Origin of the sequence: Pseudodonghicola flavimaris (genome assembly GCF_030164425.1) — a bacterium.
Lineage (GTDB): Bacteria > Pseudomonadota > Alphaproteobacteria > Rhodobacterales > Rhodobacteraceae > Pseudodonghicola > Pseudodonghicola flavimaris.
Map to the genome: position 1 here is coordinate 259,713 of NZ_JASNJD010000003.1, position 14,617 is coordinate 274,329.

The 14,617-nt window shown below is 67.0% G+C and carries 13 protein-coding genes; 9 read left to right on the forward strand and 4 right to left on the reverse strand.

Annotation, left to right across the window (positions count from 1 at the left end; genetic code table 11):
• Positions 1–28: 28 nt before the first annotated feature.
• The 3 genes from QO033_RS05790 to QO033_RS05800 all read right to left on the reverse strand — a co-directional run bounded on the left by QO033_RS05790 (position 29) and on the right by QO033_RS05800 (position 2,343).
• Positions 29–1,096 (reverse strand): NAD(P)H-dependent flavin oxidoreductase, encoded by a 1,068-nt coding sequence (locus tag QO033_RS05790; protein WP_284479997.1) that lies wholly within the window; start codon positions 1,094–1,096, stop codon positions 29–31.
• 63 nt (positions 1,097–1,159) lie between these two features.
• Positions 1,160–1,750: a hypothetical protein gene (locus QO033_RS05795; protein ID WP_284479998.1), complete on the reverse strand. Its 591-nt coding sequence runs from the start codon at positions 1,748–1,750 to the stop codon at positions 1,160–1,162.
• Positions 1,751–1,911: 161 nt separating this feature from the next.
• Positions 1,912–2,343, reverse strand: a complete 432-nt coding sequence (locus tag QO033_RS05800; RefSeq protein ID WP_284479999.1) for an FKBP-type peptidyl-prolyl cis-trans isomerase — start codon at positions 2,341–2,343, stop codon at positions 1,912–1,914.
• A gap of 173 nt (positions 2,344–2,516) precedes the next feature.
• Here QO033_RS05800 and QO033_RS05805 point away from each other — a divergent pair, with 173 nt between their 5' ends.
• The 8 genes from QO033_RS05805 (at position 2,517) to QO033_RS05840 (ending at position 10,941) form a co-directional block, all read left to right on the forward strand.
• Complete coding sequence (locus tag QO033_RS05805) at positions 2,517–3,347, forward strand: alpha/beta fold hydrolase (protein WP_284480000.1); 831 nt, start codon at positions 2,517–2,519, stop codon at positions 3,345–3,347.
• Positions 3,344–4,315 carry a threonine ammonia-lyase gene (locus QO033_RS05810; protein ID WP_284480001.1) on the forward strand — a complete coding sequence of 324 codons (972 nt, stop codon included), beginning with the start codon at positions 3,344–3,346 and terminating at the stop codon, positions 4,313–4,315. The genes QO033_RS05805 and QO033_RS05810 overlap by 4 nt, the downstream gene beginning before the upstream one ends.
• A 229-nt stretch (positions 4,316–4,544) precedes the next feature.
• On the forward strand, positions 4,545–5,753 hold the full coding sequence (locus QO033_RS05815; RefSeq protein ID WP_284480002.1) for a calcium-binding protein: 1,209 nt from the start codon (positions 4,545–4,547) through the stop codon (positions 5,751–5,753).
• A 150-nt stretch (positions 5,754–5,903) separates the two neighbouring features.
• Complete coding sequence (pcaD, locus tag QO033_RS05820; protein WP_284480003.1) at positions 5,904–6,692, forward strand: 3-oxoadipate enol-lactonase; 789 nt, start codon at positions 5,904–5,906, stop codon at positions 6,690–6,692.
• A 117-nt stretch (positions 6,693–6,809) separates the two neighbouring features.
• Positions 6,810–7,976 carry a TCR/Tet family MFS transporter gene (locus tag QO033_RS05825; RefSeq protein WP_407682095.1) on the forward strand — a complete coding sequence of 389 codons (1,167 nt, stop codon included), beginning with the start codon at positions 6,810–6,812 and terminating at the stop codon, positions 7,974–7,976.
• Between the two features lie 88 nt (positions 7,977–8,064).
• Positions 8,065–9,153, forward strand: coding sequence for a Zn-dependent alcohol dehydrogenase (locus QO033_RS05830; protein ID WP_284480005.1), 1,089 nt, complete (start codon positions 8,065–8,067; stop codon positions 9,151–9,153).
• 110 nt (positions 9,154–9,263) lie between these two features.
• A complete protein-coding gene (locus QO033_RS05835; RefSeq protein WP_284480006.1) occupies positions 9,264–10,517 on the forward strand; it encodes a mandelate racemase/muconate lactonizing enzyme family protein in 1,254 nt (417 codons plus the stop codon).
• A gap of 118 nt (positions 10,518–10,635) precedes the next feature.
• Positions 10,636–10,941 carry an ArsR/SmtB family transcription factor gene (locus tag QO033_RS05840; RefSeq protein ID WP_284480102.1) on the forward strand — a complete coding sequence of 102 codons (306 nt, stop codon included), beginning with the start codon at positions 10,636–10,638 and terminating at the stop codon, positions 10,939–10,941.
• A 42-nt stretch (positions 10,942–10,983) separates the two neighbouring features.
• Here the strand turns inward: QO033_RS05840 and QO033_RS05845 are convergent, their stop codons facing one another.
• Positions 10,984–14,133 carry an ABC transporter transmembrane domain-containing protein gene (locus QO033_RS05845; protein WP_407682093.1) on the reverse strand — a complete coding sequence of 1,050 codons (3,150 nt, stop codon included), beginning with the start codon at positions 14,131–14,133 and terminating at the stop codon, positions 10,984–10,986.
• A gap of 42 nt (positions 14,134–14,175) precedes the next feature.
• Here QO033_RS05845 and QO033_RS05850 point away from each other — a divergent pair, with 42 nt between their 5' ends.
• Positions 14,176–14,565 (forward strand): DUF3307 domain-containing protein, encoded by a 390-nt coding sequence (locus tag QO033_RS05850; RefSeq protein WP_284480007.1) that lies wholly within the window; start codon positions 14,176–14,178, stop codon positions 14,563–14,565.
• Positions 14,566–14,617: the final 52 nt, after the last annotated feature.

Here is a 14,617-nt window from a genome sequence, read left to right on the forward strand (position 1 = left end):
TCACGCAGGCATGCAAGGCGCGGGCGGGTCACTCCCCCCGCGCCTTTTTCAATTCGGCGATCAGCGTCGCCATCAGTTCCGCCGCCGGCAGCGCCCGCGCCCGCGGTGCCCCCTGCCCGGCCCATTGCGCACCAAAGCCGGTTTCTCCCGCCGCCTTCGCCGCCGCGTTCAGCGCCTTTCCGGCGTCATAGGCAATCGGATAGGCCGGCGGGGACAACTCCGCATGCGCCTCTGCCCAGTCGGTGAAGCGATTCGGCAGGGCCCGCGCCGGCCGCCCCGAGATCGCCGCGGTCATCCGCGTCTGCGCCGCCGCCGCCCCATGCAGTGCCGCGCGATAGGCTGCATCCGCCGCGGTTTCCGGACAGACGACAAAGGCGGTGCCGAGCTGCGCGGCCTCCGCCCCCGCGGCCAGCGCCGCTGCGATATCGGCCCCGTTCATCAGCCCGCCGGCGGCGATCACCGGACAGGAGAGCGCCGCCGTCAGCTGTCGGGTCAGCTCCAGGGCGCCCAATTGCTCATCCGGGCCGGTAGGATCGAAGATGCCGCGATGGCCGCCCGCCTCATAGCCCTGAGCCACCACCGCGTCGAGCCCGGCTGCCTCGGCCGCCCGCGCCTCGGCCACCGAGGTGGCGGAGGCAAAGAGCACGATCCCCGCCGCCTTCAGCGCCGCGATGCGCCGTCGGTCCGGCAGGCCGAAGTGGAAACTGACCACGGCGGGGCGTTCCTCCAGCAGCATGGTCAGCATGGCGTCGTCGTTCAGAAAGCTCTGGTAAATCTCCGCCAACCCTGCGGGAGGTTCCGCCCCGAAACCGTGAAACAGCGGCGCCATCGCCGCCAGCCAGGCGGCCTCGACCGCCGCATCCGACTGCGCCGGCGCATGGCAGAAGAGATTGACGTTGAAGGGGCCGCCGGTCAGCGCCCTGGTATCGCGGATCATCGCCCGGGCCCCGGCCACGGTCGATGCGCCCAGCCCCAGCCCGCCCAGGCCGCCGGCCTCGGTCGCCGCCGCCGCCAGCGCCGGGGTCGCCACCCCCGCCATCGGCGCCTGAAAAATCGGCCAGTCGATCCCCAGCCGTTCGATCAGCCATCCGGTCATCGCATCCTCCCTCCCGTTGTCGGCCCCAGAAGACCCCGCGCGCCCCGGAGAGGCAAGGGGGGGCTAGCGGTGATGCCGGCTCACCCGGGCGCGGGTACGGTCCCAGTCCTCACGGAACCGCTCGCCATCGCCGAAATCGGCAAAGCCGGTGTAATGATCATGGGTGCTGGCCAGGCGGCGGGCATGTTTGATCGGGCACCAGTAACTTTCGGTGCGCCCGGCGATCTCGCGCACATAGGCGATCAACCCGTTGCAATAGCCGCAGTAGACGCAGTTCAGCTTCTGCAGCCCGTTGAGATAGGCCAGGTGGTGACGGTCGATGGCGATGTAGTCGGCGCGGCGCACCTTCTCCAGCCCGTAGACCGGGAAACAGATCGCCTGATAGACCGAGACGAAGAGATCGAGCAGCGCGAAGGGGATGATCAGCGCATAGATCACCGGTGCGGTGACCAGCACCAGAAGCCGGGTGCGCGACAGGAAGCTCAGCCAACTTTCACGCAGCTCGCGGTGACGGCGGCGGATATCGGCGTCGAATTCGACGCGGCCGCGCCTGATCCGATAGCGGAAGGCAGCGCGGCGGTCTTCGATCTCCTGCTGCACCTCCTCCTGCACATCGCGCAGGCGGTCCAGCAAGTCGTCCAGTTGGTTCGGCATCGGCGGGGCCCTTCATGATCGTTCGCGCGCATATCACCACAGTGCGGCGCGACGGGCCATGGCCGGATTGCCGGTCCGCGCGGGACGCCCCCGGCCAGGGCGCCCCCCTTGAGGGGCGGACGACCGGCCCCCCGCTCAGCAAGGGTCCGGCCTTACTCCCATCAGGGATTGATCGCCACGATCTCGATCGCGAAGGTCAGATCCTGCCCGGCCAGCGGGTGATTGGCGTCAAGTGTCACCGTCGCCTCATCCGCGGCGACGACGGTGACCGGCACCACCTGCCCCTGCGGCGTCTGCATCTGCAACTGGGTGCCCGGCTCCAGCGGGATATGGTCGGGGATACCTTCGCGCGGCACGCTCTGGCGCGCTTCGGGATTGGTCGGGCCATAAGCCTGGTCGCAGGGCACCTCGACCGTCTTGGCCTCGCCCACCGCCATGCCGGGCAGCGCGGCATCGAGCCCGGGGATGATCTGCCCCGACCCCACGGTGAATTCCAGAGGCTCCCGCCCCTCGGAACTGTCGAACTGACTGCCGTCCTTGAGGGTTCCGGTATAGTGGATGCGGACCGTGTCTCCGGTCTTGATCGTGGTCATAAAAGCTCCAATCATTGGCGTGAATTGAACGGCCCAGCCTAGGGACTGGGACCAGGATGTAAACCCGATGGGAAAATCCACGCGAAACCGCCCCTTTCCCAGCCGGCGGCAACGTGCAACTGTGCCGCCGAACCCCACAGGCTGATCCTTTCAAGACAGGTCCGCAGACCCCCATGAGCTTTTTCACCACTTCCGACGGCAAGCGGCTCCACTACACCGACACCGGCAGCGGCCGCCCGCTGCTGTGCCTCGCCGGGCTGACCCGCAACGGGCTGGATTTCTCCTTCGTCGCGCCGCATCTGAGCGATCTGCGACTGATCACACTGGACAGCCGCGGTCGCGGCCAGTCCGACAACGATCCCGATTACATGAACTATAATGTGATCCGCGAAGGCCGCGACGCCATCGAACTGCTCGACCACCTCGGGATCGACAAGGTGACGATCCTCGGCACCTCGCGCGGCGGCCTGTTGGCGATGGCGCTGGCCGCCAGCCATCCGGAACGCCTGACCGGAGTGATTCTGAACGATATCGGCCCGGTGGTGGGCGCCCAGGGCATCGCCCGGATCATGGATTACGTCGGTAAGCTGCCCCGCGCCAGGACACTGGATCAGGCGGCAACCGACATGCAGGCCGCGCTGGAGCCGGAGTTCCCCGGCGTCCCGATCGAGGTCTGGCGCCGGCAGGCCGGCTATCAATACGCCGAAACCGGCGACGGCCTGGCCCTGCGCTACGACGGCAACCTGCACAAGGCGCTGCTGGAACAGGCCGCCACCGGCGCCACCCCGGACATGTGGATGTTCTTCGAGGCGCTGGCGAAACTGCCGCTGGCGGTGATCCGGGGCGCCAATTCCGACATCCTCTGCCACGACACCCTGACCGAGATGCAGCGCCGCCACCCGGGGCTGATCGCCGCCGAGGTGCCGGATCGCGGCCACCCGCCGTTTCTGGACGAACCCGAAGCGCTCGACGCGATCCGCGCGCTGCTGGAGCAGACCGCATGACCGATATCGCGATGATCGAAGCCGCCGCCGGCCGTCTCGCCGGGGAGGCGCGGCGCACCCCGCTGCTGTCCTCGCCCTTTCTGGACGAGATCGCCGGGCGCCGTCTGCTGATCAAACCCGAATGTCTGCAGCATACCGGCAGCTTCAAGTTCCGCGGCGCCTGGTCGGCGATCTCGGCGCTGGCGCCCGAGGTGCGGGCCAAGGGCGTCATCGCCTTTTCCAGCGGCAACCACGCCCAGGGCGTGGCGATGGCGGCCCGACGCCATGGCGTGGCGGCGGTGATCATCATGCCGGCGGATGCGCCGAAGATGAAGATCGACAACACCCGCGCCCTGGGGGCGGAGGTGGTGCTCTATGATCGTGCCAACGAGGACCGTGATGCGCTTGGCGCCAAGCTCAGTGCCGATCGCGGACTGACCCTGATCAAACCCTTCGACGACCCGCTGGTGATCGCCGGGCAGGGCACCGCCGGGCTGGAGATCGCCGAACAGGCGGCTGAGATCGGCGTGACCGGGGCAGAGGTTCTGGTGCCCTGCGGCGGCGGCGGGCTGACCTCCGGCATCGCGCTGGCACTGGCGGCCAAGGCGCCGGCGATGCGGGTTCACCCCTGCGAGCCCGAGGGCTTCGACGATGTCACCAGATCGCTGCAAAGCGGCCGGATCGAACGCAACGCCCGGCTGTCGGGATCGCTCTGCGACGCGATCATCACCCCGCAACCCGGCGAGATCACCTTTCCGATCCTCAACCGGCTCTGCGCCCCGGGTCTGGCGGTAACCGAGGACGAAGCGCTCAGGGCGATGGCGCTGGCCTTCACCCGGCTGAAGATCGTCATCGAACCCGGCGGGGCCGTGGCCCTGGCCGCCGCGCTGTTTCATGGCGACCGGATCGAAGGCGACACCGCGATCGCCGTGGCCTCGGGCGGCAACGTCGATCCCGAGGTCTTCCGTCTGGCGCTGGACACGCTCTGACAGAGCTCTGACATGGCCCCCTCAGGGGCCTCCTCAGTGGCAGGGCCGGGCGCCCTGCCCGCACCCGATACTGCCGATCCCCCGCCCGAGCGGGGGACGCGGCGGCATCCGGGCAAAAACATGCAATACATCGCAAAAGTTGATTTTGATCAAAGCAACTGACCTCCCGGTGGTCCCCATATGAATTGGTTCATATGAGCTGAACCATTTGTTGGGAGAGCAGAAACTCATGGATTTCTTCGTAAAAGGCCCCCTGGACCGCGTCATCACCGGCACTGCTGAGGAGGACCGGCTGGTCTATACACTCGTCTCCGGCGCGGGCGGCGTCCTGCTGGAAACCCCGGTGCCCTCGGCAGGCGGCGGCTACAGCGGCGTGTTCCAGACGGCCGAAGGCGAAAACACCAGCTTCACCGGGATCGAGGTCTTCAAGTTTTCCGATCTGGTGGGCGGGGACGATATCATCACCACTGCGGCCGGTGACGACGTGCTGCTGGGCCGGGGTGGCAACGATGTGCTGAATGGCAACGCCGGCTATGACAACCTGATCGGCGGCACTGGCAACGACAAAATCTACGGCGGGCTCGACGGCGACACGCTGGACGGCGGCAACGGGTTCGACAAGCTGTTCGGCGAAGACGGTCACGACAGCCTCTATGGTGGCAAGGGCAACGACAGGATCTATGGCGGAGCCGATAACGATTTCATTGACGGCGGCGCCGGCGACGACAGGCTGTTCGGCGGCAGCGGGGACGACTTCATCATCGCAGACAGCGGCGACGATCTGGTCGATGCGGGTCTGGGCGACGATCAGGTGGAAATCAGTTTCGACGGGGTGAAAACCGTCGACGGCGGCAACGGCCACGATTTTCTGATGCTGTTCCATTTCCCCGCTGTGCCGGTGGAAATGACCCTGACCTTCAACCTCGGCACAGGCGTCTTCACCGCCGCCGACGCGGTGATCTCCGCCAGCAGCGCGACAGGGTTCGAAGACTTCGCCTTCCAGGGCGAGATCGACATCAAGGTCATCGGCACCGCTGGCGCCAACCAGTTGTTCGGCAGCGCCGGCGACGATCTCCTGCGCGGCAACAACGGCAAGGATGCGCTGTTCGGCGAGGATGGCGACGACACCCTGCAGGGCGGCAACAAGGCCGATGCGCTGGACGGCGGCTATGGCGACGACACGCTGACTGGCGGCGGAGGTCAGGACAGCTTCACCTTTTACAGCGGTCACGACCTCATCACCGATTTCACCGACGACATCGACACCATCGTGCTCCACAGCAGCCTCTTTGCCGAGGGCACCACGGTTGAGGATGTTGTCGCCGCCGCCGATGTGATCGACGGCAACACGGTGATCGGCGTCGATGGCGACACCAGCCTGACGATCTCCGGGCTGACCGATACCTCGCTGCTGCTGAACGACATGATCCTGGTCTGACCTCTCGTCTGACCGGGCCGGCACCCGCTGCCGACCGCGAAGCCCCGGTGTCCCGCACATCGGGGCTTTGTTCTGCCCGGCCTTTCCCCCGCGGCCTTTGCCCTGCCGGGCGGAGCGGGTAAAAGGCGGCGACGCAAACCGGGGGAACCGATGCCGATTGCCGATCTGGGCGATGTCGCACTGAAATATGAAACCGTGGGTCCTGCCGATGGCGCCCCGGTGGTGTTTGCCGCCGCGCTCGGCACCGATCTGCGGATCTGGGCGCCGGTGTTGCCGCTGCTGCCCGCCGGCCTGCGGCTGATCCGCTACGACATGCGGGGGCATGGCGGCTCCTCGGTGCCGGAGGGGCCTTATTCGATGGGCGCTCTGGTCCGCGACACCGAGGCGCTGCTCGATCACCTCGGCGTCACGGATGCCGCCTTCGTCGGCCTCGGGCTGGGCGGCATGGTCGCGCAGGGACTGGCGGTCAAGCGGCTCGATCTGATCCGGGCGCTGGTGCTGGTCAATACCGCCGCCAAGCTCGGCACCAAGGATATCTGGGCCCGGAGGATCGCACGGGTTCAAAGCCAGGGGCTGGAGGCCATCGCCGACGAGACGCTGGACCGCTGGTTCGCCAAAGGGGCCCGCGCCACCCCGGCGGCCGACGCCTGTCGCACCATGCTGACCGAACAGCCCTGCGCCGGCTATCTCGGCTGCGCCGCCGCCATTGCCGGCACCGATTTCTATACGCCCACCAGCGGCTTGCGGCTGCCGACCCTGGGCATTGCCGGCACCGCAGACGGGATCACCCCGCCCGATCTGACCCGCGAAACCGTCGATCTGATTCCCGGCTCGCAGATGCGGCTGATCCGGGGGGCCGGGCACCTGCCCCCGGTCGACCGACCAGAGGACTTCGCCACCGCGCTGACTGGATTTCTCGCCGCCACCGGCCACGGCTGATTGCCGACGTCCAACGCTTTCCTCCGTCGCCTCCGGCCGTTAGCGTCGGGCTGTTCAACCCCGCTCTTCCCGGTTCCCGCCTTGCCCCAACTGCCGCGCCTGTTTCTGCTGATCACCATGATGCTCGAAGCGATGGGCGTCGGGCTGATCCTGCCCGTGATGCCCAGCCTGATTCAGGACCTGGAGGGCGGCAGCCTGGCCCAGGCCGCCGTCTGGGGCGGGGTGCTGACCACCGGCTTCGCGGTGATGCAATTCCTCTTCAGCCCGACGATGGGCAACCTGTCGGACGCGCGCGGCCGACGGCCGGTGCTGCTGATCTCGCTGGCGGTGCTGACGCTGGACTATCTGGTCATGGCCTGGGCCCAGAGCATCTGGCTGCTGCTGATCGGGCGGCTGGTCGGCGGGCTGACCTCGGCGACCCAGGCCACGGTGACCGCCTGCATGGCCGATCTATCGCGGCCGGAGGAGAAGTCCGCCAACTTCGGGTTGATCGGCGCCGCCTTCGGCGCGGGGTTCGTTCTGGGGCCGGTGATCGGCGGGGTACTGGGCGATTTCGGCCCGCGCGCACCGTTTCAGGCCGCCGCCCTGCTGGCCGGGGTGAACTTCCTGTTCGGCCTGCTGGTGCTGCGCGAGACCCTGCCGCCCGAACGCCGGCGGCGCTTTGACTGGCGCCGCGCCAATCCGCTGCGCGCCTTCCACAGCATCGCCCGGCTGCCTGGTGTCGGCCCGCTGCTGGCGGTCTACCTGCTCTATTCGGTCGCGATCTTCGTCTACCCCGCGATCTGGCCCTATTTCACCGAGGCCCGCTTCGGCTGGACACCGAAAACCGTCGGCCTGTCGCTGGCCCTGTTCGGGATCACCGTCGCCCTGGTTCAGGGCGGACTGATTCGGCTGGTACTGCGTTGGCTAGGCGACCGTGGCACGGTGATCGGCGGGTTGGTGCTGAACATGATCAGCATGCTGACCATCGCCCTTCTCAACGACGGCTGGCTGCTGCTCAGCCTGACGCCGGTGGCCGCCTTCGGCGCGGTGGTGATGCCGGCGCTGCAGGGGCTGATGTCGCGGATCGCCCCGGACGACGCCCAGGGCGAACTGCAGGGGGTGCTGACTGCCGGCAACGCGCTGGCCGCCATCATCTCTCCCCTGATGATGACCAGCGTCTTCGCTGCCTTCACCGGCGCGACCGCGCCGCTCCATCTGCCCGGTGCGCCCTTTCTGGTGGCGCTGCTGCTGACCGGCGTTGCCCTGATCGTGGTCCTGCAGGCCCGCAGCGGCAGGGGCTGATCACGGCCTTCGCTGTCGTCTGACGAAAACGCCCTTGCCCAGAGCGGCGCGCCGGGCCACGCTGCCGGAAAATATGGGAGAAGACATCATGCAAACCATCAAGGCCGCCGTCTGTCACGCTTTCGGCGAACCCCTGGTCATCGAGGACGTGCAACTGGCGCCGCCGGCAATGGGAGAGGTCGAGGTCGAGATCGACGCGGTGGCGATCTGCCATTCCGATATCAGCTATGCCGACGGTGGCTTCGGCGGGCCGCTGCCGGCGGTTTACGGCCATGAGGCTGCCGGCCGTGTCACCGCGCTTGGCGAGGGGGTCCAGGGATTTGCCGTCGGCGACCCGGTCTGCGTCACTCTGATCCGCGCCTGCGGCCACTGCGATTCCTGCGGCTCCGGCCGGCCCACCACCTGCGAGGCGCCGAAGGGCGGCACCGAGCATCCGCTGCAAACCGCCGACGGCGGCAAGCTCTATCAGGCGCTGGCCTGCGGCGCCTTCGCGGAAAAGGTCGTCGTCGATCAGAGCCAGATCGTGAAGATCCCCGGCGACATGGGTATGGATGTCGCCTCGGTCATCTCCTGCGGTGTGATCACCGGCGTCGGCGCCGCCGCGCTGGCCGCCGAGATGCGGGTGGGTCAGGATGTGGTGGTGATCGGGGCCGGCGGCGTCGGGCTGAACGCGATCCAGGGCGCCCATATCGCCGGCGCCCGCCGGATCGTCGCAGTCGATATGCTGGAAGAGAAGCTGGAGGCGGCAAAGGAGTTCGGCGCCACCGACGTGGTCTCCGCGACCGAGGCGAAGCCGTGGAACGCGGTAAAGAAGATCCTCGGCCGCGGCGCCGATATCGTACTGGTCACCGTCGGCGTGGCCGAGGTCTACTCGATGGCGCCGCGCTATCTGGCCGCCGGCGGCAAGGTGGTGATGGTCGGCATGCCGCATGGCGACAAGGTCGCCACCTATTCGCCGCTGATCATGGCCGATGCCGGCCAGGGTCTTGTCGGCTCGAAGATGGGCAATGTGGTGATCAAGCGGGATATTCCCTGGATCATCGACCTGTACCGGCAGGGACGGCTGAAGCTGGACGAGCTGGTGTCGCGCCACTGGAGCCTGGATCAGATCAACGAGGCGATCGCCGATACCAAGTCCGGCGCCGCCCGTCGCAATGTGATCGTCCTGAAACGCTGAGTCCGAGCAGCTGCCCCGCCGGCCGCCTCTGACTGGCCGGAGGACCGACCCGACCCACCAGCCCGGACCGCCCGCCGGTCCGGGCCCCTCGCCCGCCCGAGGAGCCCCCCATGCGCCTGACCGATCTCGATATCATCATCACCGCCCCGCCCGCGCCGGGCTGGGGCGGGCGCTATTGGATTCTGGTCAAGCTGACCACCGACAGTGGCATCACCGGCTGGGGCGAATGCTATGCCGCCAGTGTCGGACCCGAGGCGATGACCCATGTGATCCGCGACGTCTTTGGCCGCCACATGGAGGGGGAAAACCCCGAAAATATCGAGCTGATGTTCCGCCGCGCCTATTCCGCCGGCTTCACCCAACGCCCCGACCTGACGGTGATGGGCGCCTTTTCCGGGCTGGAGATCGCCTGCTGGGACATCCTGGGCAAGCACCGTGACCGCCCGATCCATGCGCTGATCGGCGGCCGGATGAACGACCGCATCCGCGCCTACACCTATCTCTACCCGCTGGCGCAGCATGACTTGACCGGGTTCTGGACCTCTCCCGATCAGGCGGCCGAGGCCGCGGCCGATTGCGTCGCGCGCGGCTATACGGCGGTGAAGTTCGATCCCGCCGGCCCCTATACCATCCGTGGCGGCCACATGCCGGCGATGACGGATATCGCCCAGTCGGTGGCCTTCTGCAAAGCGATCCGCGCGGCCGTCGGCGATCGGGCAGATCTGCTGTTCGGCACCCACGGGCAATTCTCCACCGCTGGCGCCATCCGTCTGGGTCAGGCCCTGGAACCCTATGCCCCGCTCTGGTTCGAAGAACCGGTCCCACCCGACAATGCCGAGGAGATGGCCCGTGTGGCGCGGGCCGTGCGCATCCCCGTCGCCACCGGCGAGCGGCTGACCACCAAGGCCGAGTTCGCCGCGCTGCTGCGCGCCGGCGCCGCCGACATCCTGCAACCCGCTCTGGGCCGCGCCGGAGGTATCTGGGAGATGAAGAAGGTCGCCGCCCTCGCCGAGGCGTATAACGCCCAGATGGCGCCGCATCTCTATGCCGGGCCGGTCGAATGGGCCGCCAATGTCCAGCTGGCCACCGCGATCCCCAATCTGCTGATGTGCGAGACCATCGAAACCCCGTTCCATGACGCGCTGATCAAGGGCAGCCTGCGGGTCGAGGGCGGATTCATCACGCCCCCCGACGGCCCCGGTCTGGGGATCGAGGTGGACGAGGACCTGGCCCGCGCCCATCCCTATCGCGGCGACGGGCTCCACCTGCAGATGCAGGAGGCCCCCTGCGACTATGTCAACGGAAACGCCTTTCAGGGCGGCGCCCCGGCCACAGTTCCCGAAGCAAGCGGGACGGGAGCATAACATGGGCGTGACTTGACGTTAAGAATTGAGGCATTATGTCACTGACACACGATTTAGGGCACTCCTCCTCTTGACCACTCAGACCATCACCAAACTGCCTCCCGAAACGCCCAGCGACATGGCCGAACGCGCCAGCGATGCGGCTGCGTTCCTCAAGACGCTCGCGCACGAGGGGCGGCTGATGATCCTGTGTCATCTCGGCACCGGTGAGAAGTCGGTGGGGGAGCTGGAGGCGCTGCTGAACATCCGTCAGGCGGCCGTGAGCCAGATGCTGGCCCGGCTGCGGGACGAAGGGCTGGTCACCACCCGGCGCGACGGCAAGACGATCTATTATTCCCTCGCCGACGAGAACACCGAACAGATGATCGAGCTGCTCTACACCCTTTTCTGCGGCGATCCCAAGACCGGCCTGCCCAGCTGCTGACCCCGGCAGGCTGAGCCCGCTTGGGCATCCCCGTCGCGTCCCTCAGCTCGACACGTATCCGGCCACCACCTGCAACAGCTTGAACGCTGTGGCGGCGTCGTTTTCGACCACGGCGAGGAATTCCTCCTCGCCGATCCGCAGGCAGGTTAGCTCTGTCTCCGCCACCATCGACAGCGCGCGGGGCACCTTGCGGATCAGGCCCAGCTCGCCCACCAGCGTGCCGGGACCGACGCGGCTGATCAGCCGGCTCTCGCCCCCCTCCCGCGGCAGATAGAGCCCGGCCTCCCCCTCGATCACCATATAGGCACCATCCTTGGGCTGGTCGCCCTTGAGGAAGATCACCTCGCCCGCGCCGGCATGATACCAGCGCGCACCGAAGGCCAGCAGCCGCAGCTGCTTGCGGTTCAGCCCGGAGAACAGCGGCGTCTGCTCCAGCGCCCTGAGCTTGCGGGCCAGGTCGGCGCTGGCGCCGCTGTCCTGATCGGCCCCCTCTCCGGCGCCCTCGCTGACGATACGGCCCTGCCGCAGTTCGAAGAAACTGTCGAAAATCCCGTCGTCCTCGAACCGGTCGGCCAGGCAGATCATCGTCGTCTGCGGCAGCAGCGCGCGCAGGTTGCGCAGCATCGGTGCCAGCGTCGCCGCATCGGTCGAAGCGAAGATCTGATCCAGGATCAGGATATCGGGTTTCTTGATCGTTGCGCGGCTGAAGGCCAGCGGTTCGGCATAGATCCCCGGCAGGTTCTGGCCGCCGATGGCGATCGGCAGATCATAGATCAGCTCGATCACCAAATCCTGGGCGCCATTGTCGGCCAGCACCCGGGCGATGATCTTGCGCAGTTCGTCGCCGCGGCTGCCGGCGGCATCGGAAATCTTGCCGAAAAGAGCGTTTTCCAGCACCGTGAAACCGGGGGCGAAGGCATCCCGCGACAGCGGCACGAACAGATCCCCCAGGCTCTGCAACAGCTCCGGCGCATGGCTGGCGCGAAGCTCCAGGATGCGCGCCTTCAGCTCATCGGAGAAGGCCGGGCCGATCTGTTCCGCCGAAATCCGGAACGGCACCATCAGGAACAGCGCCATTTCCTGCTCGCTCAGCGCGGCGGCGCCGGCGTCGCGGGTCTTTTCCACCAGATCCAGCGCGGTTTCATAGGTCTGGCTGTCGATCCCCAGCTTGCGGAACAGCGGATGGTCAGTGCCGTCGATGCCGAAGATCCGCCGCAGCATGTCGATCACGTCGCGGGTCAGTTCGACCAGCGTCTCATCCAACCCGAGCTGGCGCAGCTGGCCCATGAACCCGCTTTGTGCCGGCAGCAGCTCTGCCGTCACCGGGCGGCGCGGGGTCGCGAACAGCAGGTTTTCCCCCACCGGCAGCGCCGCGTTATAGCGGTCGCGACGACAGAGGTAGACATGCGCGCCCAGTCCGGCCTCTTCCACCGCCGCCTGCACCTTGGAACGCAGCTCCACCAGCCGCGCCGCCAGCTGTGGATGCTCCGCCTCGTCAAACTTCTGATCCAGCCCGCGCTGGAACATCGCCTCGGCCGCGCCCATGCCGCGCAACAGCTCCAGCCACCAGGCCCGCAGCGCCTCGGGGCTGTCACAGCCCGCCAGTCCCGGATCCAGCCAGTTGGCATCGAAGGGATCGGGGCTGTTGCCGGCCCGCAGCGCCTCGGCCGCATGCGGTGCGTCCTGCCCTTCCCCATGCGGCCGCTGCCGCACCGGCATCAGGACGTTGTCGCCGAAGCTGCCCTGGAACATCACCGGCCGGGCGCTGGCCAGACCGATCCGGGTGGCGATCACCGCCTGATGCAGGCCGCTCAGATCCAGATCGCCGATCCGCAGATGGCCACCGCTGGGTAGGAGCTCCCGGGTCAGCAGCTCGGCCAATGCCCGGCGGTCCTCCTCGCTCGGCGCGGCGATACCGATGGTGGTGCCGGAGGCCAGCGTCGCGGTCAGATCCTCCAGCACCATGTTGCCGTCGGCATCGCGCACCGTCACCCCGTCCAGCCGGATATCGCCGTCCAGATGCGGCAGGCTCTCCGGCTCTCCATCGAACAGCCGTTCCTCGACCATGCCGGCGGGGGCGAACCGCTCGGTGATCACCTCCCAGCGCAGCGACATGTCCTGGGTCTGGTTGTAATAGGTCAGGAGTTCCTTCCACGGGCTCGACAAATCCTTGTAGGCCGCCAGCGCCGCCACCAGCGCCCCCAGCGACACCGCGCCCTGGATCACCAGAAGACCGCCCACCGAATAGAAGAAGAACGGCGTAAGCTGGCCGATGAAGTTGTTGAGAAACTTCATGAAGAACTTCTTCTGGTAGATCTCGAAGCGGATGTCGTACAGCCGGCCCAGCTGTTCGGTGATCGCCGACATCCGATAGCGCCAGCCGCCGTTGACCCGGAGCGTGCTGGCGCCGGCCGCACTTTCGCCGATCGCCGCGGCCAGGGTGCGGACCTCCTTGATCCGGGTCTTGTTCAACTGGTTGATCTGCCGCTGCAGCTTGGGGATCAGCCAGGCCTGCAGCGGGATCATCGCCACCGCGGCCACCCCGAACCAGAAGCTCTGCAGGAACAGAAAGCCCAGGATGGTGATCATCTGGCCGGCCTGCAGCACCGGCTGACTGATCGCATCGCCCATCAGCCCGCCCATCGGCTCGCTCTCGGCGGTGATCATCGACACCAGTTCGCCCTGGCTGACCCGTTCGAAATAGGGCTGGGGGAAGCGCAGCACCCGGGCGATCAGCTGATAGCGGAACCGCCGCAGCATGCGTTCCGACAACACCCCCTTCATGGTGTTGATCCGCATCTTCAGCAGACCATGCGCCAGAACCGCCACCAGAAAGCCCAGGCAAAGCAGCCCGAGGAAAGGCACCTGATCGAAGGTCACGCCCCAATAGGTGATCGTCTTGCTCTGCGAGCCGATGGCGTCGTTGATGATCCGCTTGGGCAGTTCCAGCGTCAGATAGAGCATCGGGAACAGCGTCGCTGTCACCACCAGCAAGATCAGCTGATCGCGCTTCGAATACTTCCAGATGAAGCGGAAGAGAGACGGTTCTATGGTCGGGATCCCCTGGCGGCGGGCGGAACGGTCATGGCGTTCCGCTACGATAGGCGGCACCTGCCCACGTGACAAGCCATGCCGCGGCCGGCATTCGCGCCGATCACAAGGCCGGGCATGCAAACAATTGCAGGGTGGCATCTAAATTCGTAAGCTTCCCCCGACTCTGACCGGAGATCCGCTTTGACCGCACCTATCGGCACACTTCTGATCCTGCTCTGCCTGCTGCAGATCAAGCATATGTTTGCCGACTATTTCCTGCAGACGCCGCGAATGCTGTCGGGACGTGGCCAGTATCTGCACCTGGGCCGGGCCGAACACGCCGGCGTGCACGCGCTCGGCTCGGTCATCGCGTTTCTGCTGGTCGGCGCGCCGCTGCCTTTCATCGTCGTCATCGTGATCCTCGAATGGATCCTGCATTTCCACATCGACTTCTGGAAAGCCCGGCAATGCGATCAGAAACAGCTCGACCCGTTCAAGCCCGCCTTCTGGCGCGCCTCTGGCGTCGATCAGGCACTGCATCAGTTCACCTATGTGGCAATGATCTGGGCCTGGGCCGAATTCGCGGTCTGATCCCCCGCGCCCGGCGCCGCTCGCGTCCCCCCCCGGTCCTAGACCTACCGAC